Below are 21,206 nucleotides of genomic sequence, written 5' to 3'. Positions count from 1 at the left end.
TTTGTGGGAGGAGTACCGATGCCTCGGATGGAGTGGAAGGACAGCTATAGCGTCGGCGTTCCGGCCGTCGATCACGAGCACAAGGAGCTGATCGATCTCGTCAACCGGCTTGGCGACGCGCTGACCGGGGACGGCGATGCGGTCGCCGCCTTCGGCGATCTGCTGCGCGGGATATCTGCTCATTTCGCGCTGGAGGAGAAGTTCATGCGCGAGCACGACTACGACCAGATCGCGCAGCACAAGGCCGATCACGAGCGGCTGCTCGACGAGTTGCGGGATATCATGAGCGATTACGAATCCGGCACCGGGCCTCAGGCCAACCGGCTGGTCGCGGCACTGGATCCCTGGTTCACCGAGCACTTCAAGACGCATGACGCCCGGCTCCATTCCCGCCTCGGCCAGCATCCGCATTGACGGGTGGGCCGCAGGAGACCGCACGTCATGATCCATTGGGCCAAGGCCACCTGCCGGGCCCACCAAAATCTCCGCAAGTCATTGCAATTGCCCGACGGCCGTCGACATTCGGACCGGGCCCCGTCCGACATGCTTCACATGGATGAGGATTCCCTTCCTCTGCCCAACCCTGTGACCGTGCAAAACGGGTCTACCAATATGTGCGGCGCGTCCCCGACGATGTGGCGGACACATGTGTCGCGCAGCCGATTCAACGACGCCAAAGACGCGGCTGTCTCGGGAAGGCGCGTCTTCGTGCGGAAAAGTAGGTCGATGACGACGAGCTGGAACGGCGGCGCCGGACCTTCCGATCGCCGTCGGACCCGGCGACCGGGCGGCGCGGCTTATGATCAGATTTGTGCCCAGGAGGTCCTTCAGGCGGATGAGGGGGCAGGCGGATGAGGGGGGGCGATTTCACGATCCTGCAGCCGGTCAAGACATGAGATGGCCGGACCGGACGCTGGTCCGCGCCCGCAGGCATGTCGCCAATTCCGATGCTACCCAGCCAATGTGGATCGAAATCCGCATGCGACATCGTCGCCGGCAGAGGTTCCCCGCGCAAATGGGTGGTATCCCACGCATTTGTCAAACTTGCTTGCCATCCTCAAGCACTCCTCTTAGGCTCCGTCCCAACAGCTGCCGGGCAGCGCTGTCGATTGAGGGCGTAGCCCATTTTCCACCGCAACCCTTGGGGCCGTCGAATAGGGCGGGCACTCCAAGACAGAAGGATGAATGCGATTATGCTGGCCGAACTGAGGAACCTCACCATCGCGGGTGCGATGACGTTGTCCGCACTGACGGGATTGGCATCGTCCACCCAGGCTCAGGAATATCCCGAGCGTGCGGTCGAGTTCATCGTTCCCTGGGGACCTGGGGGCGGCAGCGACACGCTGATGCGTATTATTGCCAACAACGCCGAGCCATTTCTCGGTCAGCCGCTCGCGGTGATCAACATGCCAGGCGTTGGTGGCACCGTCGGCCTGACTGAGGCCAGCAAGCGCGAGGCCGATGGCTACACGATCAGCCAGGTGCACGAAGGCCTGCCGGTCGCCAACAAGACCGGCCTGACCGATATCAACTGGGATACGTTCGACCCGATCGCGCTGATGACGTCGTCGCCGCAATATCTGGTCGTGCGCGCCGACAGCCCCTGGAAGACGTTCGAGGAGTTCGTGGCCTACGCCAAGGAGAACCCCGGCGAGATCAAGACCGGCGTCACGCTCGGCGGCGTCCCGCATCTGCACGCGGCGATGATCGAGGACGCGGCGGGTATCGAGCTGTCCTATGTCGGCTACGAGGGAACCGGCGAGCGTATCCGGGCTCTCGTCGGCGGCAATCTCGACGCGGCCATCGGCGATGTTTCTTCATCACTGGAATTCGTCAAGAACGGCGATCTGCGTTTCCTGGCGACCGGCGCGGCCGAGCGCCTGGAGGCCACGCCCGACGTTCCGACGCTGAAGGAACTGGGCCATGATCTCGAACTGACGATCACGCGCGGGATCGTGATGCCCAAAGGGGCGCCGGAAGAGACGCGCAAGACCCTCGAATCGGCGCTGGAGAAACTGTCCGAGGATGCGGCGTTCGTCGAACAGATCAACAATGCCGGGGCCGAGGTCGATTTCCGCGGCCAGGAAGAATACCGCACCTATCTGGAAAAACTCGACGCGACGATCGACCGCCTGGTGGGCCGTCTCGCGGGATGATCACTCCGGACAAGAAAATCTCTGACGGGGGTGCCATGCTTGCGGCATCCCCGCAGGTTTCCGACGAGGAGGTCGCTGGCGAAGTCGCCAAACTCGCTTCCTACGTCGTCTTTCTGATCGTGTCCGCCGGCCTGTATGTCGCCGCTATCGGCCTGCCGGTATCGCGATGGGAGCCGCTCGGGGCCGGCGCGTTCCCGAAGCTGGTGATGGGGCTGCTCGCCGCCTTGTGTCTGGTCGCGATCTTTCTGTCGGCCAGACGTTTGTCGCGTTGGGGTCTGCCGGCAGGCTGGGCTGCCCGCCTCCGCGCCTTCGCTTTTTCGCACCGTCTGGTCATCCTGGTTTTTCTCGCTTTCGGCCTCTACCTCGCCGGACTGAGGACGCTCGGCTTCTCGATCGCGACCTTCCTTTTCCTGCTTGTCGCGCAATTGATCGCGGCGCCGCGCGACCGACGGACGATCGTGACCGCGCTTTTGGTTGCCATCGTCTTTTCCTTTGGCCTCAACTGGCTGTTTGCCGAAGGCTTCACCGTTTTTCTGCCTCGCGGCCTGTTGGGCTGAGCGGGAGGGACATCGTAGATGGACGATTTTCTGCTCGGGCTCGTCCAGGTGTTGGCGCCCGACACGCTTCTCTACATGGCGCTTGGCTCACTGGCGGGCATCATCGCGGCAGCGATACCCGGCTTCACCGTCACCATGGCAATCGTGCTGACGCTGCCGCTGACCTTCACCATGCCACCGCTGCAGGGCATCTCGGTGATGCTGTCGGTTTATGTCGGCGGTTACACCGGGGGGCTCATCTCGGCGGCGCTGCTCGGCATTCCCGGCACGCCCTCGTCGGTCGCCACGACCTTCGACGCCTTTCCAATGGCGCGCAATGGAGAGCCGGGCCGCGCCCTCTCACTCGGCGTGTGGGCCTCGTTCTTCGGGACGATCATCTCCACCCTCGTGCTGATCGTCGCCGCGCCGCCGCTGGCGATCGTTGCCGTTCGGTTGGGGCCTTGGGAATATTTTTCGCTGATCGTCTTTGCCCTGACGATCGTCGCCAGTCTGGTCGGTGCGTCGTTGCTGCGCGGATTGATCGCCGGCGTCATCGGCCTCGCGATCGCTGTGATCGGGCCCGACCCGATGATGGGGCGGCCGCGCTTCACCTTCGATATCGAGATGCTGGCGCCCGGGCTACCGTTTCTCGTGGTTCTCATCGGCATCTTCGCGATCAGCCAGTTGATGAGCGAACTCGAGAATCCCACGGCGGTCAAGACGAATGCCGCGTTGATCTCGGGCCGGATCGATTTCCACACATGGACCGTCATGAAGGAGGTGCTCAGCCGCCCGGGGAACCTCCTGAGGTCCTCGCTGCTCGGCGTTTTCGTCGGCGCCGTGCCGGGAGCCGGCGGTTCGATCGCCAATCTTTTGACCTACGATCAGGCCAAGCGGGCCTCCAAAACCCCGGAGAAATTTGGCACCGGTATAGCCGACGGGGTCGTCGCTTCGGAAGCCGGCAACTCCGCCACCGCCGGCGGCGGCCTCATTCCGATGATCGCGCTCGGCATTCCCGGATCGGCGGTTGACGCGATCCTGATGGCCTCGCTGATGGTGCATGGGGTCAGCGTCGGCCCGCGTCTGATCATGGAACATGGCGACCTCGTCTACGGCATGTTCATCGCCATGGTGGTGGCGAGCCTGATGATGCTGATCATCTGCATCACCACGATGCGGTTCTTCCTTCGCGTCACGGAAATTCCGAAGTTTGTGATCGTGCCCGTCGTCACGGTCTGCTGCGTGGTCGGCGCATTCGCGCTCAACAATCGCATCACCGACGTCTATCTGCTCGGCTTCGTCGGATTGCTGGGCTATGTCCTGAAGAAGCTGGACTACCCCTTGGCCCCGCTGGTGCTTGGCGTGATCCTCGGCCCGATAGCGGAAACCAATTTGCGCCGCGCCCTGATGAGCGATGCCGATTGGACGACCTTCTTCACCCGCCCGATCTCGGCCTTTCTGTTGGTCGCTGCGGTTCTTTCGATCGTCTGGAGCGCTCGCGCTTACATGAAGGGTCGCAAGAGCATGCTGGCGCCGAGTTCATCCTGACGTCCGGCAATATTACCCGCGAGGAAACCTGACCCATGCAATATCGCCATGACCCACTTTATGCGTCCCGCCGCTCGCCCGTCTTCGCCCGCAATGTCGTCTCGACCTCGCAGCCTCTGGCCTCGCAAGCGGGTCTCTCGATGCTCGCCAAGGGCGGCAACGCCGTTGACGCGGCAATCGCGGCGGCGGCCGTGCTCGTCGTGGTCGAGCCGACCGGCAACGGACTTGGCAGCGACGCCTTCGCGATCCTGTGGGACGGCAAGGAACTGCATGGCCTCAATGCGTCCGGCCGCAGCCCGGCGGCATGGACGCCCGATCGCTTCGCCGGAAGCGATGCGATGCCGTTGCGCGGCTGGGAGAGCGTCACCGTTCCCGGTGCCGTCGCCGCCTGGCACGACCTGTCGGCGCGGTTCGGCAAACTGCCGTTCGAGGCACTGATCGAGCCGGCGATCGGTTATGCCGAGAACGGCTTTCTGGTTTCGCCGATCATCGCCGAGCTCTGGGCGATGGGCGGTGAAATTCTCCACAAGCAGCCGGGCTTCGCCGAACATTTCATGCCAGGTGGACACACGCCTGCCGCCGGCACGCTGTTTCGCAGCGACGATCTCGCGCGTTCCCTGCGGCTGATCGCCGAGACCAAGGGCGAGGCGTTCTATCGCGGCGAACTCGCGGCCCGCATCGCGGCGTTTGCCAAGGAGCATGGCGGCGCCATGACCGAGGACGACCTTGCCGCCCACGCAAGCGATTGGTGCGGAACGATCCATCAGCGCTTCGGCGAGGTCGATCTGCACGAAATTCCGCCGAATGGTCAGGGCATCGCCGCCTTGATGGCGCTCGGCATTCTCCAGCACCTTGGCATCGAGCGTTTCGAACCCGACAGCGTCGAGGCGCTACACCTTCAGATCGAGGCGATGAAGCTCGCCTTCCGCGACATGTGGACGTTCGTCGCCGATCGCGAGCACATGCGCGAGATCGAGGAAACCCATCTTTTGGACCAGAGCTATCTGGCGGATCGGGCAAAGCTGGTCGACCCGGATCGGGCACAGGATTTCAAGGCCGGCGCGCCGAAGCACGGCGGCACCATCTGTCTGTCGGCGTGCGACGAGAACGGCATGATGGTCTCGTTCATCCAGTCGAATTATTCCGGCTTCGGCTCTGGCGTGGTCGTGCCGGGAACCGGGATCAGCCTGCAAAATCGCGGACATGGGTTCTCCTTGGCGAAGGGACATCCGAACGAGGCCGCCGGCGGCAAGCGGCCGTTCCATACGATCATTCCGGGCTTCGTGATGAAGGACGGTCAGCCGTTGATGAGCTTCGGCGTGATGGGGGGGCCGATCCAGGCGCAAGGGCATGTGCAGATGGTGTTGCGCACCCAGCTCTGGGGGCAGGATCCGCAGACGGCGGTCGACGCGCCGCGCTGGCGGGCAATGGAGGGTCTCGAAGTGGCGATCGAGGCAGCGGCCGGCGACGACGTGCTTTCAGCCCTCGAGGCGAAGGGGCATCGCGTGGTCCGCGAAACCGGCGATGCCGTCGCCTTCGGCTTTGGCGGCGCGCAACTCGTCCATCGCGTCGCGGGTGGTTATGTTGCGGGCTCCGATCCCCGCAAGGATGGCCAAGCGGTCGGCTTCTAGAGATCGAGCCTTAACACGTGGTTTCGCCGGAAATCTGTCCTTGGCGCATCGCGTCGCGGCAAGGTCCCGCCGATGCCACGCTGGATTATCGAACGGCCGGTGACGTTTCGGCTTTTGCCCGGCGCGGCCGTGCCGCCGCCAACATCGGCCCGTAGACGACCGCGAAGCCGAGCAAGGCGATGCTCCAGCCGGCGCCCGCAAGGCTGAGAAGCGGCAGTGCGAATTCCGGTGTGAGTGCCGCAGCGATGCGCGCCAGCGCGGCGATCAGCATGGCGGCGTAGAGGATGATGGTCGCGGGAGACGCATTGAGCGACCGGCCGGTGTGGCCAAGGCTCGCGCGGGTCATCACCGCGAGCGTCATCGTGCCGATCGCGCCGATCGTCCAGCTGTGGATGACGGCGCTTGCCGGCACCACGTCCGGCCAGGCGACGCTGGCGCCGAGCAAGAGGAATCCCGCCGGAACAAAAGCGTAGGCGATGTGCATAATGGCGAGGATCGGCTCGCGCCAGGTCGGCCAGCCGCGCCAGCGGAGGAGTCGGACAATCAGCAGCGCAGCGGCCAGCAGCGCCAGCCCGGCGGTGACGATCGCCTCGGGAGCGACGACCCAGGCGAGCAGCGCCACCACGGTCGCGCCGATGGCGAGCGCGTCGGGTCGGCCGAAGGATGAGGGCAGGGGCTTGGCACGCTTGACCAGCCAGTTACGGGTGAAGCTCGGGGTCACTCTGCCGCCGACCAGCGTGATCAGCGCGATCAGTGCGGCGATCGAAAGACGCAGCGCGAGATCGGTCGGATCTCCACGCAGAATCGCGACATGGAAGAGAACGTTCCCGGCGAGCAGCGCCCCGACAAGCACCAGCACGCGGAGGTTCCGCCAATTGCTGCCGGCGATGATCTCGCGGGCGGCGAAGCCGATCACGGCGACCAGAAATAGGACATCGATCACGGCGGCGGCCGCGAGGCCGATCCAATCGGCGCCGAGCATGGCGAGGCGGCCGAACACCCAGATCACGACCAGAAACAGGAGCGGCCCACCCTTGACCGGAAAGCGCCCGGTCCAGTTGGGGATGGCGGTGAAGAGGAAGCCGCAGATCACGGCCGCGGCATAGCCGAAGATCAGCTCGTGCGCGTGCCAGGCAAGGTCGCCATAGGCATTTGAAATGTGAATCGAGCCGCGATAGGCGAGGAGCCACAACGGCACCGCCGCCCCGCCCCATAGGGCCGCCAGCAGAAAGAACGGGCGGAAACCGTAACTGAGAAGCGGCGGCATCGACATCGGGCGACCTCGATTAGGGGTTCAGGAAGACGAGCGGGTCGACGCCGAAGAGCCAGAAATGGCCGCCGGCGAGAAACGCGACATAGAGCGCCAGTCCGCCGAGAATTCCGGCGAGCGTCGACATGTCGGGAGATAGACCGACCCGGCCGTTCAGAACGGCGGCGAACGGGATGATCGATGTGCGCGCAGCCAAGGTGTTCCATCGATCGGGTCCGAGCCGGGATTTCGCCCGCTTGTCGGCGAGGCCGAACCCGACCACGGCGTAGAGCGCCAGCCCGCCGAACAACGCGACCGAGACCATGTCGCCGTTCACCGCGACATGCGACAGCGCCCAGAGCAGGAAACCCCACAGCACCGGATGACGGGTCACGGCGACGATGCCCGGCCGGGCCGGGTCGAACACGCCGCCTCGCCATGACACCGACAGCGGATTGGGCTGGAGCAGCCCGGCGACGACAAGGATGAAGGCGAACGGCATGGCGATCAGCGGAATCAGCACCAATTCAGGCGTTAGCGGCCACAGAAACAGCGTCGGCGCCGAGCGTGCGGCGGCAATCAGCCAGATCAGCAGGAGAAGGGAAGCGAGGGAGTAGAGGACGAGATAGGTCCGGCGACCGAGCGTGCGGATGGCGAAGCCGCGCAGATGCGGCGCCGCCGGCACGAGATGGGCGGTCATGAACAGGACATAGGCGAGGGCGAACTGAACCACGGCGGCGCTTCTACAGGAAGATATACATCGCCACGGCCAGGCTGGCGGCGCCCCAGACACACATATTGACGAAGGACCGGAACAGCCCTCCGTCCTCCTCGATGCTGATGCCGCATTTGCGGAGCATGAGATTGCCGGGAAATAGAAATACGTCCAGCAGGATGTGCAGAAATCTCATCGCTTCGTCCTCATTTCCGCGACGCGGGTGCCATCCACGGGGCCGATGACAAGTCGCTCCTGCCGCGCGGGCGTCGCCTTTTTCGAGTGGGCGTGGCGCGCTGGTCCGGCTGGTGACGCCGTGCTCGATGCCAAAAGATGCGCTGCCAATCCATCTTTTCAAAGGATATTGCGCCGCCGCGATTAAAGCAATACCGTACATGCATCTTTTGGAGGATTCCCGTGCGCCTGACCCTTTATACGGACTACGCCTTGCGGCTCCTGATGTATCTGGCGGTGAAGCCGGATGCGCTGGCGACCATCCAGGAGGTCGCCGAGGCCTATGGGATCTCGCGCAACCATCTGATGAAGATTGCCCAGGAACTTGGACGGGGCGGTTTCGTCGAAACCGTCAGGGGGCGGGGTGGTGGCCTGCGGCTCAGGACCGACCCCGCCAGCATCGTCATCGGCGATGTGGTCCGGGCAACGGAGGATGATTTCCGTCTCGTCGAGTGCTTCGATCCGACCCGCAATCGCTGCGTCATCACCGGCCCGTGCCGGTTGCGGGGCGCTTTGGCTGAGGCGCTCGACGCCTATCTCGCGGTTCTCGACCGCTTCACCCTCGCCGATCTCGTCGTCGCTCGCACGCCGCTCCAGGACATCCTCGGGCTTCCGGTCGACCCGGGCGGTCCGGGCAAGGCCGCGCCCGCAACCGCTGCCCCGGGGTAGCGGGCGGCATCGCTCATTTAGTAGCGCTGGCTTGGCGCTTTTCCAGATACGCCTTCAGTGCGGCGGCGTTGTTGTGGGCAGTGTCCTTCGCAGCGTAGACGAGCGTCACGCGGCCCTTTGCGAGACGGTCACGCAACGCCTGTACCACCTCGGGGTTGGCGTCGAGTTCCTTGGCGTAGCGCCGTCTGAATTCGTCCCATCTGGCGGCGTCGTGGCCGAACCAATCGCGCAAGGCCTCGCTTGGCGCGATGTCTTTTGCCCAGTCATCGAGCTTCAAGGCATCCTTGGAGACCCCGCGCGGCCACAGGCGATCGACCAGGACGCGCTGGCCGTCCGACCGGCTCGGCGTGTCATAGGCCCGCCGCACCCAGAGGCTGGTCATCCACGCGTCTCGGGCCGGGCGATCTGGCCTTTTCCGGTGACGATCACATCCATGGGGATGTCGTAGGGCTGCGGGTAGATCGTCGCGATTTGCATCGTCGGTAGGCCGACGCCGATCACCAGCGGTTTTCGCGGCTGCGCCGCCAGCGTGCGGTCGTAAAAACCGCCGCCGTAGCCGAGCCGGTAGCACTGGGCGTCGAAGCCGACCACCGGCGATAGCACTACGTCGGGCGTCAGTTCCTCACCATCGGCGGGGATCGGGATGTTCCAGACGCCACGCTCCATTCGCCCTTCCGGCGTCCATCGCCGGAAGATCAGCGGCTGGCCTTTGGCCACCACCACCGGCAAGCCGATATGGGCGCCGCGTTCATGCATGGAACGCATCCAGGGCAACAGGTTGAGTTCGCCGCGGATCGGCCAATAAAGGCTGACGACCAACCCGGGCCGCACATCGACCAGCCCGTCGAGCTCGGCGGCGACCTCGTCGGCGACGCGGCTGCGCTCGTCGACGGCCGTCGCCAGGCGCATCGCGATCAGCCGCTCGCGCTCGGCCTTGCGCCAGCGCGCGAGGTCGGCCGCGGCCGCCGCGTCGCCCGCGACAAAGCCCTCCGGGGTTTCCCGCAGCTCATGGGCAAAACAGGGCGGTGAGGCGAATTCCCCCGGCTGATCGTTCTCCTCGGTCATCTCAGTCCTCCCTCGTGGATCAGCTTCTGTCGGCAGCAGTGCCGGATGCGAAAGCGCGTCAGCTCCTCATCGAACCGCCTTGTAGGCATGCCAGGTGGCATGGCCGAGAAGCGGAAACACGACGATCAGCCCAAGCAAGCCGGTCAAGGCGGATACCAGGAACAGGGCGACGACGATCGCGCCCCAGGCGAGCATCACCGGCAGATTGTTCCAGACCAGGGCCATGCTGGTTCCCATCGCGGTGAAGGCGTCGCTACGCTCGTCGAGCAGCATGGGGATCGAGAATGCGCTGATCGCGAAGGAGAAGGCGGCGAACAGCCCACCGGCGATCGTGCCGACGATCAGCATTCCCCAACCGCTCCAGGTGGTGACCAGCATGGGGATAACGTTGTCGAAGCCGGGGAAGGGCCGATAACCGAAGAACAGCGCGTAGACGATCACCGCAGTGCGCATCCATACCAGCATCAACAGACATAAAAGAACGCCGATGAACAAAATCTGGCCGCCGGATTTCGCCTCAACGAGGAACATCCGCTTCATCGTCACCGGCTCGTTCCGCTCCAGCGACCGGCTCTTCTCGTAGAGACCAATCGCCAGCAGCGGACCGACGATCATGAAGCCGGCCAAGGCGGGGAAGAGCACAAAGCCCCAATCCAGAGTGAAGATTCCCCAGACCACCAGAAGGGAAACCGCCAGGACTCCGACGCCGTAGAACAGGCTGAGACCGGGACGCACCGTCAAATCGCTCCAGCCGCGTCGTAGCCAGTCGAGAGCGGCGGATGCCGGCAGATCACGCCGCCACCTCGCGCCCTGCGTTACGCTGCTTGTCACTTTCGCCGCGTTCATCTTTGCCTCCCGTTCGACTTGTTGGTTTCGCGGATCTCCTTCAGCAAGCGGACTTCGCCGCTCGATAGCGTCTCGAATCCGAACCGTTCTCCTTCAGATGAGAAACGCATTCGGGTTGGGACGCGAATGCCACGTAGACAAGATGCACGTTGACCCCCACCAGAAGCAAGACGCCCGCAGAAACGACCAGCCCGATCAGCCATTTCGCTTTGCGAGCGCGCGTCATCATCGGCTTTCCTTTCGCCTCAAGGTGCCTCGCCGCCGAGGGAGTGGACATACAGCGCGAGGATATTGATGTCAGCGGGGCTCAAACGATTCTCCCAGGTCGGCATGTGGCCCTGCCGCCCACCGTGGATCGTGGTGATGATGGTTTGGAGATTGCCGCCATAAAGCCAGGTCTGGTCGGACAGATTGGGCGCTCCGAGATCTCGCGATCCGGTGGCGTCGTCGCCATGGCAGGCGGCGCAGTTGGCCAGAAAGACGTCTTTTCCGGCGGCGATCTTTTCGGCGTCCCTGGAGGTCGAGGCAGCGGGATCGCTCAGCGACAGAACATAGGCCGCCACATCGTTGATCTGCGGGCGATCCAGCATCTGATCGCGTCCGAACGCTGGCATCTGGGCGAGCCTGCCTTCGTCATGCGGCGAGTTGATGCCAACGCGCATGGTTTCGGCGATCGTCTCCGGCTCGCCGCCCCAAAGCCAGTCATCGTCGGTCAGGTCGGGATAGTTGGCGGCGCCCTTGGCGTCGACGCCGTGGCAGGCGGCGCAATTGTCGCCGTATAGCCGGGGGCCGGTTTCCTGAACGATCCGCATCAGCGTCGGATCGGCCTGGATCTCGTCGTAGCTCGACGATTCGATCCGGGTCACCCACGCCGCCCGCTCGACCTTGGCCTCTTGCAACTGATCGGTGACGATCTCACGCTGGTCGATCCCGAGAAGACCCTTGGTGTAGGTCGAGCCCAATGGCCATGCCGGCATCAAGAACCACCACAGCACCGCGAAAGTGGCGGTGGCGGCAAGAAAGAACAGGACCACCCGCGGCACTGGCGTGTTGAGTTCCTTGATGCCGTTCCACTCGTGCCCAGTAGTCTCGCGCCCGGTTACCGGATCGTATTCGCCTACGTCCATGGCGTATCGTCCTTATCGAGGATGTCCTTCTTGGCCTTGTCGAACCGCTTCTTGTTGGACGGCCAGAAGACGTAGACCAGGACGCCGATCGACAGTGCGATCAGGTAGAACAGGCCCCAGCTCTTGGAGAAGGCGACGACGGTGTCGTGATCGAAATCCATGCTCCCTACTCGCTCGCGGCCGCTGTTTGCTCGTGGGCGGCATTGGTGAGCCGGCCGAGAATCTGAAGATAGGCGACGAGCGCGTCCATCTCGGTGACTTCCGTCGTGACTCCGTCGAAGGTGCTGATCGTCGTCGCCGCGCCGTACCGCTCGGTTACGCCGGCGGCGTAGCGCCCGTCCGGCGTCGCCTGACCGACCGCGTCCACCGCGGCGTTCTTCACCATCTCGTCGGTGTAGGGGACGCCGACCCGCTGCTGCGCCTTCAGGTGCAGGGGTAGGTCATCCAGTTCCAGCCCCGTGCGCATCAGCCATCGATAAGCCGGCATGTTGGACTGCGGCACGACATCGCGTGGGTTGGTCAGATGCGCGACATGCCAGAAGTCCGAATATTTGCCGCCGATCCGCGCCAGATCCGGACCGGTCCGCTTCGAGCCCCAAAGCATCGGGTGGTCGTATTGGGATTCGACGGCCAGGGAATAAGGGCCGTAGCGCTCTACGTCGTCGCGCAGTGTGCGGATCATCTGCGAGTGGCACGCATAGCAGCCCTCGCGGATGTAGATGTTACGGCCGGCCAGCTCCAACGGCGTGTAGAGCCGCATGTCTGGCGCCTCCTCCACGGTCTCGTCGATGGTGAAGAGCGGGGCGATCTCGATGAAGCCGCCGATGCTGGCGACGACGATGATGGCGACGACGAAACCGATGGCGGTCCGCTCGAGCTTGCGGTGGAAGAACTCAGCCATGTCCGATCACTCCGCCGGTTGGAAGGCGCCGGGGGCGGCGGTGCGGGTGGCAGGCGTATCCTTGGCTTCGTCCGCGACTGCCAGCGGCGCGTGGCGGATCGTCATCCAGATATTGTAGGAGCCGACGATCGCGCCGATCAGGAACAGCAGGCCGCCGAAGGTCCGCGCTATGTAATAGGGGTACATGGCAAGAAGGGAGTCGAGGAACGAATAGGCGAGCGTGCCTTCCTCGGTATAGGTGCGCCACATCAGGCCCTGGATGATGCCCGAGTTCCACATCGCGAAGACGTAGACGATGGTGCCGGTTAGGGCGAGCCAGAAGTGCCATTCCACCAGCGCCGCCGAATACATGCGTTCGCGCTTCCACAGCCACGGAACGACGCTGTAGATCGAGCCGAAGGTGATCATCGCAACCCAGCCGAGCGCTCCGGCATGGACGTGGCCGATGGTCCAGTCCGTGTAGTGGGACAGCGAATTGACCGGGCGGATTGCCATGAACGAGCCCTCGAACGTCGACAGGCCATAGAACACGGCCGCGACCATCATGAAGCGCAAGGTGGCGTCGTCACGCACCTTGTGCCACGCCCCGTTCAAGGTCAGCAGCGCGTTCCCGGCCGAGGCCCAGGACGGCACCAGCAGCATGATCGAGAAGGTCATCCCCAGCGTCTGAACCCAATGGGGCAGGGCCGTGTAATGCAAATGGTGCGAGCCCGCCCACATATACATGAAGGTGATGCCCCAGAAGCTGATGATCGAGAGCCGGTAGGAAAAGATCGGCCGGCCGGCTCGCTTCGGCAGATAGTAATACATCATGCCAAGGAAGCCGGCGGTCAGGAAGAAGGCGACGGCGTTGTGGCCGTACCACCATTGCGTCATCGCGTCCTGGACGCCGGAAAAGGCCGAATAGCTCTTGGCATGGGCCAGCGACAGCGGGATCGCCAGGTTGTTGACGATGTGCAGTATCGCGACGACGACGATGAACGCCAGGAAGTACCAGTTGGCTACGTAGATGTGCGGCTCTTTGCGGCGCGCCAGGGTGCGGATGTACAGCACAAGATAAGTCACCCACACGATGACCAGCCAGATATCGGCATACCATTCGGGCTCGGCGTATTCCTTCGACTGCGTCACGCCCATGAAATAGCCGGTGACCGCCAGGACGCAGAACAGATTGTAGCCGAGCAGGACGAACCACGGGCTGATCTGGCCGGCCAACCGCGCGCGCGACGTGCGCTGCAGGACGTGGAAGGACGTGGCGATGAGGCCATTGCCGCCGAAGCCGAAGATGACCGCCGTCGTATGGGCGGGACGCAGCCGCCCGAAACTCGCCCAAGCGGCGTCGAAGGTCAGGTCCGGCCAGGCCAGCAGGGCCGCGACCCACACGCCGATGAACATGCCGAAGACGGCCCAGGCCATGGTCAGGATGATGCCGACCTTGCTGGGATCATCGTAATAGTGGGACAGACGCTCCGCGTCCGGCTCCGGGCTGTCGTGGTGGGCGAGGAGCAGAAGGATCATCGCCGCGGCGGCGACCAGCACCAAGGCGCCGTGAATGCCGAGCGGATCGGCGCGACCCGCCGCCGCCATGGTCAGCCCAACAGCCGCCAGGACCGCCAGAATGACGATCGAAAGCTGTCGCTCGTTCCGGGTCAGTTGCGAGATCATATCGCCATCGCTTTGTCGGTGCGGGACCACCGTCGGTCATTGCTCAAGAAAGATGCATCGATCGTATATCTTTAAACTTTGCCGACGACAATCCGAAAAAATCCGGATTCTGATATGTTCATCCTCGTGAAAGACGAAGCTGGATGCCAAAATCCCCAATCGGTCTCGGGGGTCTTTGAATTTTTTCGTGACCCCCAGCGTGACATTACACAGCATATTTCCAGAACCAAGGGGCCGTTTCTCGGCTTTCTGCATCGAACCCGAAGCGGCATCGGGTGTCAGGTCCGGGCGATCGTCGGTCCCGAACCATAATCACGCGGCCATTGCGGAGATCACACGATTGCGCGGCTTTCGTCTCCGGCGCCGGCTCCAATCGTATAGGCCGCGTCGAACCAATGTTCCTCCAGATTGGGACTGTCCCCGATCCGATCGACGACGGCGAAGAGGCCGGGCTCATGGAGCGGGGTCAGCACGCCGTGCCAGGTGCCGCGGTGAAAATTGACGCCCTGGCCGGGCCGGGTAAGGAACGCGCGCGGCTGGCCTGGCCGGCCGCCGTCGTCCTCGGCGACGATGACCAGGAACGGGTGCTCGGACATCGGCAGGAACGCCTGCGAGCCGTCCGGATGCCGCTCGACCATTTCCAGTGAATAGGGCAGGGCGCGAGGCTCGGCCTTGAACAGGCTGATGCCGGCGCGACCGTCTGAAAAGTCCAGCCGGGCGCGGTCGTGCCAGCGGCCGCAAAGCCCCTGGTTGATCAGCCTGTCCGGCTCACCCGCCGTATCCAGCACGTCGCCGAAGGGCGTGAAGGCCCCCGCCGTCAACGGCTCGATCGCGATCCGCCGGCTCATCGGCGCTGTCCGCCGAAGCCACCCGGCAGGCCGAGCCGCGCGTGGCGGTTGACGTCCTTGTAGAGGAGGTAACGGAACGGGCCGGGCCCGCCCGCGTAGCAAGCCTGCGGACAGAAGGCGCGCAGCCACATGAAGTCGCCCGCCTGGACCTCGACCCAGTCCCGGTTCAGCCGATAGACGGCCTTGCCTTCCAGCACATAGAGCCCATGCTCCATGACATGCGTCTCGGCAAACGGGATCAGCCCGCCGGGCTGGAAGGTGACGATGGTCACATGCATGTCGTGGCGCAGGTCGGCAGGGTCGACGAAGCGGGTCGTCGCCCAGGCGCCGTCGGTGTCCGGCATCGGCGTCGGGGTGATGTCGTTTTCGTTCGCGAAGATCGGATCGGGTGCGGCGATTCCCTCGACCGGCTCGTAGGCCTTGCGGATCCAATGGAAGCGGACGGCGGAGTCGCCGCGGTTCTGTGCGGTCCAGTCGCTTGCCGGCGGAAGATAGGCGTATCCGCCCACCTCCAGCACATGCTTTTCGCCACTGAGCGTCAGGGTCAGTTGCCCCTCGACGACGAAGATCACGGCCTCGGCCCCGGCGTCGGGTTCCGGCCGGTCGCTGCCGCCTCCCGGCGCGACTTCCATGATGTATTGGGAGAAAGTCTCGGCAAAGCCAGACAGCGGGCGAGCGAGAATCCAGGCGCGGGTGCCGTCCCAGAAGGGTAACGCACTGGTGACGATGTCGCGCATGGTGCCGCGAGGGATGACCGCATAGGCCTCGGTAAACACCGCGCGGTCGGTCATCAGCTCGGTCTGCTTCGGCAAGCCGCCCTTCGGCGCGTAGTAGCTGCGTTCGGCCAATGGCCTCTCCTTCATTCGGGTAGCATGGTGGAAAGGCGAAGGCGCGCGATGCGCTCGACCTGTCGGCACGCCTCGGCGAGTTCCGCGTCGCGGTCGTGTTCGACGCGCCGCTCGAAGGCGGCGAGGATGCCCGCCTTGTCGTGGTCGCGCACGGCGATGATGAACGGGAAGCCGAATTTTTCGACGTAGCGCTGATTCATCCGCGTGAAATTGGCGCGCTCGGCATCGGTCAGGGCATCGAGGCCGGCGGAGGCCTGCTCGGCGGCGGAATCGGCCGTCAGCCGCTTCGCTTCGGCGAGCTTACCAGCGAGATCCGGGTGGGCCTTGAGCACGGCGAGACGTTGCTCTGGATCGGCGGAACGGAACACACGGGCAAGCGCGTTGTGCAGCCCGCTGGCGCTGTCGTGCGCGGGGCCGAGTTCCAGCGCTTGGGCGCCCTGGGCGATCCAGGGCGAATGCTCGAACACGCTGCCGAATGCCGCAACGAACGCCTGGCGTTCCATCTCGGACGGCTGCGCGAAGGAAACGGCTGGGTGGTGCTCCGCCCAATGCTCGGCGATCTGCAGCCGCGTGGCGAACCAGACACCAGCGTGGTCCTTGACGTATTCGAGGAAGCGCTTCAGCGCCATGACCCGGCCTGGCCGCCCGACCAGGCGGCAATGCAGCCCGATCGACAGCATCTTCGCGCTGCCGGCCTCGCCCTCGGCATAAAGCGCGTCGAAGCTATCCTTCAGATAGGCGAAGAACTGGTCGCCGGAATTGAAGCCCTGTGGCGAGGCGAAGCGCATGTCGTTGGTGTCGAGCGTGTAGGGGACGATCAACTGGTCGCGGCCGCCGGTGCGCAGCCAGTAGGGCAGGTCGTCGGCGTAGCTGTCGGCGACGTAATCGAAGCCGCCTTCCTCCGCCGCCAGCCGCACCGTGTTCTCCGAGCAGCGGCCGGTGTACCAGCCGCGCGGCCGCTCTCCGGTCACCTCGGTGTGGAGGCGGATCGCCGCGTCCATGTGGGTACGCTCGTCCTCGGGACTGAAGTCCTTGTACTCGATCCATTTAAGGCCGTGGCTGGCGATCTCCCAGTTGGCTTCTTGCATCGCGGCAACTTGCGTCGGCGAGCGCGCCAAGGCGGTCGCGACACCGTAGATGGTCAGCGGAATATCCATGCCCGTGAACAGTCGGTGCAGCCGCCAGAAGCCGGCGCGCGCGCCATATTCGTAGATCGATTCCATGTTCCAGTGGCGCTGGCCCGGCCAGGCCGCGGCACCGACGATCTCGGACAAAAATGCTTCTGACGCCGCGTCGCCGTGCAGGACGTTGTTCTCGCCGCCCTCCTCGTAATTGAGGACGATCTGCACGGCGATCTTGGCGCCATTCGGCCACCTCGGATCGGGCGGCGTCGGCCCGTAGCCGGCCATATCGCGTGGGTAACGTGTCAAAGGCGGCTCCTTGGCTCGGTCGCGATTTCCATCATTACGTCGAAACCGCAGGGCGAATCGTCACATAATCCACGAAGTGGCTTGCGCGTATGCCGCACCGCGCTTTGCTTCGATCGGCTCATTCGAACTCTCCCAGAATCTCGTGCTGCGCCTCGATCTTCTCCAGATAGTCGCGGCCGGGTTTTCCGGACTTCTTGAACGTCTCCAGCGCCAGCAGGCGGATGACGGCGAGGACGCCCGAATAACAATCGAGAGGGTAGGAACTTTCCACCGGGCAGATGATCGTCCACCGCGCGTAAGCCGGCGTCACCCGCGCCGATGGGTCTGTGATGAGCAGCACCTTGACGCCGCGGCCCGACAGCGCCTCAAGATAGCGCTTGAGCTTGCCGACGATGCGGCGGATGGCGACGACAATGACGACATCATCCGGCCCGAGATCGGCGATGCGTTCGGCGACCGTCTCGCCGGCGCCGGGTATCAAGCGGGTGCGCTCGCGAAACTGGATGAACTGCCAGCGGGCATAGCCGGCAAAGTAATGGCTGTTCCGGAACCCCATGAAGCCCAGATTGCGTGCCTGCCAGAGCGCTGCGGAGATCTCGTCGAGCCGCGCTTGGTCCAAGCCTTCCAGCGCCAGACGAACCGTCGCCATTTCCTGCTCGGCGAACCGTGCGATCGGATCTGCGGGCGCGTCGCCGCTTTCGGGGGAGCGCCCCGACGCCAAGAAGAGCGGCGAGCCCCAGTTGCGCGCCTCGCGGGCGGCGACGCGCATGTCGTCATAATTGTCGAACCCGATGCGCTGCACGAAGCGCGTGACGGTGGAGTTCGAGACGCCGGCCAGCTTCGCCAGTTCGGATGCCGGATACATGCTGACCTCGCCGGGCGACTCCAGGACGAGATCGGCGACCTGACGCTCGCGGGAACTCAGGCTTTCATATGACCGATGGATCGATTCCACGAACGGTTTCATCGGCTCCTCGTCTCCCTTTCGGCGACACAGACTACGCACGGAAGTCTGTGGAAACTCATTTCCATAAATATTGACATACTGGAAATCATCTTGCAATCTCGCGTGCAATGCGGGCTTGGACGCAGAGGGAGAGCGCGGACAAAACGCGCGTCGCCAGGCGGGTCGGGAGGAGATTTGAGATGACCGACAACCAGTTTCGCATCGCGTCACAGGATGGCGCGCTCTACAATGAGGATTTGGCACCGCTTGCGCCGGAAGAGCGCAAATGGGGTGCCTTCGAGATCTTCAACGTCTGGAACAACGACATCCAGAGCCTGTTCGGCTACACTCTGGCCGCCTCGCTTTTCTTCACCTACGGGCTGAATGGCTGGCTGACTTTCGCCGCCATCGTCGTGGCGGGCTTTATCGTGATGGCGCTGGTCAACCTGACTGGCCGCGCGAGCGTGAAGTACGGCGTGCCCTATCCGGTCATGGCGCGGGTCGCCATGGGCGTCCAGGGCGCCAAGTTCCCGGCTCTGGTTCGCGGCATCGTCGCGATCTTCTGGTACGGGGTGCAGACATACTTCGCCTCCACCGCCGTGGCGCTGCTCCTCACCTCGCTTTTCGGCGGCGGTGACGGCGCGACCCTTCTCGGCATGACGACGGTGGGATGGATCTCCTATCTGATCGTTTGCGTGTTCCAGGTCGGGCTGTTCATGATGGGTATCGACTGGGTCGGCCGTTTTCTCAACTGGGCCGGCCCCTTCGTCTACATCGTGATGATCGTTCTGCTTGCGGTGATCTGGTGGCAGGCGGGCGGAGCGCTGCTCACCGAGGTCGGCAACATCTTCCAGGCGCCGGGTGAGACCGAGCGCTCGACGGTCGGCGCCTTCATCGCGATCGTCGGCACCATGATCGCCTATTTCGCCGCCGTGGTGATCAATTTCGGCGACTTTTCGCGCTTCGTGAAGACCGAGGGCCAGATGCGCGCCGGCAATTTCTGGGGCCTGCCGGTGTCGATGGCGTTCTTCTCGCTCATCGCTTTGTTCATCACCGCCGGCACTGTTGTGCTGTTCGGTGAGCGGCTGACCAACCCCGCCGACATCGTCGAGCGGGTCGACAACATCTGGCTGACGATCATCGCGGCGATCACCTTCTTCGCCGCCACCGTCGGTATCAACCTGGTGGCGAACTTCATCCCGCCCGCCTATGATATCGCCAATCTCGCGCCGTCGAAGATCAGCGCCAAGACGGGCGGCATCATCACGGCGGTCATCGCCTTCTTCATCGGCGCGTTGTGGGTGTCCGTGATCAGCAATATCGGGATCGCCGCCTTTGTCGATACGCTCGGCGCGTTCCTTGCTCCGCTCTACGGCATCCTGGTCGCCGACTACTATTTGATCCGCAAGCAGCGCATCAATCTGCAGGACCTGTTCTCCAGTGATCCGAGTGGGAATTACTATTACGATTCCGGTTGGAACAGGAAAGCGATCATCGCCTTCGCCATCGCGGCGGTGTTTTCGGTGGCGACGGTCTGGACGCCGGCGCTCGCCGCGCTGTCCGGCTTCGGCTGGCTCATCGGCGCTTTGCTCGGTGGCGGCCTGCATCTCGTGATGATGCGAAAGGTCGACGAGATCGAAACCAGCCTCAGCGACGTCTCGGATTTTCGCTGATCCGTTTCTCCCCGGTCCGGACGTGTTCAGGGCCGGGGAAGAGAGCGCCGCAAAGCCTGCCTGATTTTCCGCCGACGCAAGTCAGGTCGTGCGGTCGCCAACTTGCCGTCAAAGCCGGAAGAGTGGGCCAGCAAATTCGAACGGCCTCATGCCGCAGTGAAACGAAGGCCCGTGTGTTTCCCCGCCGCGCATCAATCGCTCTCTAAAGCCGGCGCCCTGCCGCCGATCTTGGCAGTCACCTCGTCCGCCGCGCGTTTAACCACGGGACCGATTTCGGCGATCTTGCCATCGGGAAACCTGACTGTTGGTCCGGACACGGAGATGCCGGCGATGGCCTCGCCGAAGCCGTTGAAGATCGGCGCGGCGATACAGCGCATCCCGAGATAGCGCTCCTCGTCATCGAACGACCAGCCGCGCATCCGCGTCGTTTCCAGATTGGCATAGAGCGCCTTGGGTGATGTCAGGGTCTTCGGGGTGAATTCGGGCAGGCCCCGTTTTTGCAGGATCGTCTCGATCTCGTCGCGCCCCATATTGGCCAGCAGCGCCTTGCCGATGCCGGACGCGTGCAGATGACCGCGGGTGCCCGGTCGGAAGAAGGCCCGGATCGGATTGTGCGACTCGACCTGGCTGAGGAACACAACCTCGCCGTTGTCGGCGATGGCGAGGTTGGCGGTTTCCCCGGTCTCGTCCATCAGGCGCCGCATGAACTCTCGCGCCGCCTCGAGCAGATTGGTGCCCACCAGATAGGCATTGCCGACCCGAAAGGCTTCGATGCCGACCGACCACTCCTGGGCGGAGCCATTAAATTCGGCGAAGCCATGTTTCTGCAAGGTCGCCAGAATCCGATGCGCGGAGGAGGGCGGCATGCCGAGCCGCAGCGCGATATCGGTCAGCGTCAGGCCGCTATCCTTCGCCAATGTCCGCAGCAACGTCAGCCCCCGGTCCAGGGCCTGGACCGGAGCGGCTTGCTCGCCGATCGGCTGGGTTCGCGGACGGCCGCGCGACCGTCTTGGGAGATCGTCCGTCTTGTTCATGATCGCTCCTCCACGGCCCACCTGCCAGAATTCAGCCCCATCTTGGCATGAAAAATATTTTGGGCAAAAAATTCCATCTCTAGAA

22 protein-coding genes are annotated in these 21,206 nt (G+C 64.0%); 7 read left to right on the top strand and 15 right to left on the bottom strand.

The genetic code is table 11. The features are described 5' to 3' along the window. The first annotated feature begins 18 nt into the window (after positions 1-18). The 5 genes from VQ044_RS09920 (at position 19) to VQ044_RS09900 (ending at position 5,871) form a co-directional block, all read left to right on the top strand. Positions 19-414 carry a bacteriohemerythrin gene (locus VQ044_RS09920; protein ID WP_327647075.1) on the top strand — a complete coding sequence of 132 codons (396 nt, stop codon included), beginning with the start codon at positions 19-21 and terminating at the stop codon, positions 412-414. Positions 415-1,193: 779 nt separating this feature from the next. After that, on the top strand, positions 1,194-2,156 hold the full coding sequence (locus VQ044_RS09915) for a Bug family tripartite tricarboxylate transporter substrate binding protein (protein ID WP_327650912.1): 963 nt from the start codon (positions 1,194-1,196) through the stop codon (positions 2,154-2,156). A gap of 35 nt (positions 2,157-2,191) precedes the next feature. Beyond that, positions 2,192-2,713 (top strand): tripartite tricarboxylate transporter TctB family protein, encoded by a 522-nt coding sequence (locus VQ044_RS09910; RefSeq protein WP_327647074.1) that lies wholly within the window; start codon positions 2,192-2,194, stop codon positions 2,711-2,713. 18 nt (positions 2,714-2,731) lie between these two features. Then, entirely contained in the window at positions 2,732-4,240 is a 1,509-nt protein-coding gene (locus VQ044_RS09905; protein ID WP_327647073.1) for a tripartite tricarboxylate transporter permease, read from the top strand. A gap of 35 nt (positions 4,241-4,275) precedes the next feature. Then, on the top strand, positions 4,276-5,871 hold the full coding sequence (locus tag VQ044_RS09900) for a gamma-glutamyltransferase family protein (protein WP_327647072.1): 1,596 nt from the start codon (positions 4,276-4,278) through the stop codon (positions 5,869-5,871). A gap of 85 nt (positions 5,872-5,956) precedes the next feature. Here the strand turns inward: VQ044_RS09900 and VQ044_RS09895 are convergent, their stop codons facing one another. From VQ044_RS09895 to VQ044_RS09885, 3 genes are read right to left on the bottom strand one after another with little or no spacing between them, the layout of a single operon-like run. Continuing rightward, the gene (locus tag VQ044_RS09895; protein WP_327647070.1) at positions 5,957-7,144 is read right to left on the bottom strand and encodes an NnrS family protein; all 1,188 of its coding nucleotides are present in this window, start codon (positions 7,142-7,144) and stop codon (positions 5,957-5,959) included. Between the two features lie 13 nt (positions 7,145-7,157). Then, a complete protein-coding gene (locus VQ044_RS09890) occupies positions 7,158-7,853 on the bottom strand; it encodes an NnrU family protein (protein WP_327647068.1) in 696 nt (231 codons plus the stop codon). Between the two features lie 10 nt (positions 7,854-7,863). Beyond that, positions 7,864-8,031, bottom strand: coding sequence for a hypothetical protein (locus VQ044_RS09885; RefSeq protein WP_327624199.1), 168 nt, complete (start codon positions 8,029-8,031; stop codon positions 7,864-7,866). A gap of 221 nt (positions 8,032-8,252) precedes the next feature. Here VQ044_RS09885 and VQ044_RS09880 point away from each other — a divergent pair, with 221 nt between their 5' ends. Next, on the top strand, positions 8,253-8,738 hold the full coding sequence (locus tag VQ044_RS09880; RefSeq protein WP_327647066.1) for an Rrf2 family transcriptional regulator: 486 nt from the start codon (positions 8,253-8,255) through the stop codon (positions 8,736-8,738). 13 nt (positions 8,739-8,751) lie between these two features. Here VQ044_RS09880 and VQ044_RS09875 read toward each other — a convergent pair whose 3' ends face one another. From VQ044_RS09875 to VQ044_RS09820, 11 genes are all read right to left on the bottom strand, one after another. Continuing rightward, the gene (locus VQ044_RS09875; protein WP_327624197.1) at positions 8,752-9,120 is read right to left on the bottom strand and encodes a DUF488 domain-containing protein; all 369 of its coding nucleotides are present in this window, start codon (positions 9,118-9,120) and stop codon (positions 8,752-8,754) included. Then, positions 9,117-9,803: a 5-formyltetrahydrofolate cyclo-ligase gene (locus VQ044_RS09870; RefSeq protein ID WP_327647064.1), complete on the bottom strand. Its 687-nt coding sequence runs from the start codon at positions 9,801-9,803 to the stop codon at positions 9,117-9,119. The genes VQ044_RS09875 and VQ044_RS09870 overlap by 4 nt, the downstream gene beginning before the upstream one ends. 66 nt (positions 9,804-9,869) lie before the next feature. Further along, positions 9,870-10,649: a DUF2189 domain-containing protein gene (locus tag VQ044_RS09865; protein WP_327647062.1), complete on the bottom strand. Its 780-nt coding sequence runs from the start codon at positions 10,647-10,649 to the stop codon at positions 9,870-9,872. 245 nt (positions 10,650-10,894) lie between these two features. Further along, positions 10,895-11,776, bottom strand: a complete 882-nt coding sequence (gene ccoP / locus VQ044_RS09855) for a cytochrome-c oxidase, cbb3-type subunit III (RefSeq protein WP_327647061.1) — start codon at positions 11,774-11,776, stop codon at positions 10,895-10,897. Next, complete coding sequence (locus tag VQ044_RS09850) at positions 11,767-11,937, bottom strand: cbb3-type cytochrome c oxidase subunit 3 (protein ID WP_327624192.1); 171 nt, start codon at positions 11,935-11,937, stop codon at positions 11,767-11,769. Before VQ044_RS09850 ends, ccoP begins: the two co-directional genes overlap by 10 nt. Positions 11,938-11,942: 5 nt before the next feature. Then, positions 11,943-12,677: a cytochrome-c oxidase, cbb3-type subunit II gene (gene ccoO / locus VQ044_RS09845; protein ID WP_327647060.1), complete on the bottom strand. Its 735-nt coding sequence runs from the start codon at positions 12,675-12,677 to the stop codon at positions 11,943-11,945. Between the two features lie 6 nt (positions 12,678-12,683). After that, complete coding sequence (ccoN, locus tag VQ044_RS09840; RefSeq protein WP_327647058.1) at positions 12,684-14,342, bottom strand: cytochrome-c oxidase, cbb3-type subunit I; 1,659 nt, start codon at positions 14,340-14,342, stop codon at positions 12,684-12,686. A 332-nt stretch (positions 14,343-14,674) separates the two neighbouring features. Then, complete coding sequence (locus VQ044_RS09835; protein ID WP_327647057.1) at positions 14,675-15,190, bottom strand: ureidoglycolate lyase; 516 nt, start codon at positions 15,188-15,190, stop codon at positions 14,675-14,677. Continuing rightward, positions 15,187-16,053, bottom strand: coding sequence for a bifunctional allantoicase/(S)-ureidoglycine aminohydrolase (locus VQ044_RS09830; RefSeq protein WP_327647055.1), 867 nt, complete (start codon positions 16,051-16,053; stop codon positions 15,187-15,189). Before VQ044_RS09830 ends, VQ044_RS09835 begins: the two co-directional genes overlap by 4 nt. Beyond that, positions 16,050-17,447 carry an allantoinase PuuE gene (puuE, locus tag VQ044_RS09825; RefSeq protein ID WP_327647095.1) on the bottom strand — a complete coding sequence of 466 codons (1,398 nt, stop codon included), beginning with the start codon at positions 17,445-17,447 and terminating at the stop codon, positions 16,050-16,052. Before puuE ends, VQ044_RS09830 begins: the two co-directional genes overlap by 4 nt. A gap of 139 nt (positions 17,448-17,586) precedes the next feature. Further along, positions 17,587-18,435: a MurR/RpiR family transcriptional regulator gene (locus tag VQ044_RS09820; RefSeq protein WP_327647052.1), complete on the bottom strand. Its 849-nt coding sequence runs from the start codon at positions 18,433-18,435 to the stop codon at positions 17,587-17,589. A gap of 179 nt (positions 18,436-18,614) precedes the next feature. Here VQ044_RS09820 and VQ044_RS09815 point away from each other — a divergent pair, with 179 nt between their 5' ends. Then, a complete protein-coding gene (locus VQ044_RS09815; protein ID WP_327647051.1) occupies positions 18,615-20,087 on the top strand; it encodes an NCS1 family nucleobase:cation symporter-1 in 1,473 nt (490 codons plus the stop codon). A 191-nt stretch (positions 20,088-20,278) separates the two neighbouring features. Here VQ044_RS09815 and bhcR read toward each other — a convergent pair whose 3' ends face one another. After that, positions 20,279-21,121, bottom strand: a complete 843-nt coding sequence (bhcR, locus tag VQ044_RS09810) for an HTH-type transcriptional regulator BhcR (protein WP_327647050.1) — start codon at positions 21,119-21,121, stop codon at positions 20,279-20,281. Positions 21,122-21,206: the final 85 nt, after the last annotated feature.

Origin of the sequence: Aurantimonas sp. C2-5-R2 (assembly GCF_036549495.1) — a bacterium.
GTDB classification, from domain to species: Bacteria; Pseudomonadota; Alphaproteobacteria; order Rhizobiales; family Rhizobiaceae; genus Aurantimonas; species Aurantimonas coralicida_A.
Note: the sequence above shows the minus strand (reverse complement) of the source record. Positions and strands in the feature narration are given on the sequence as shown.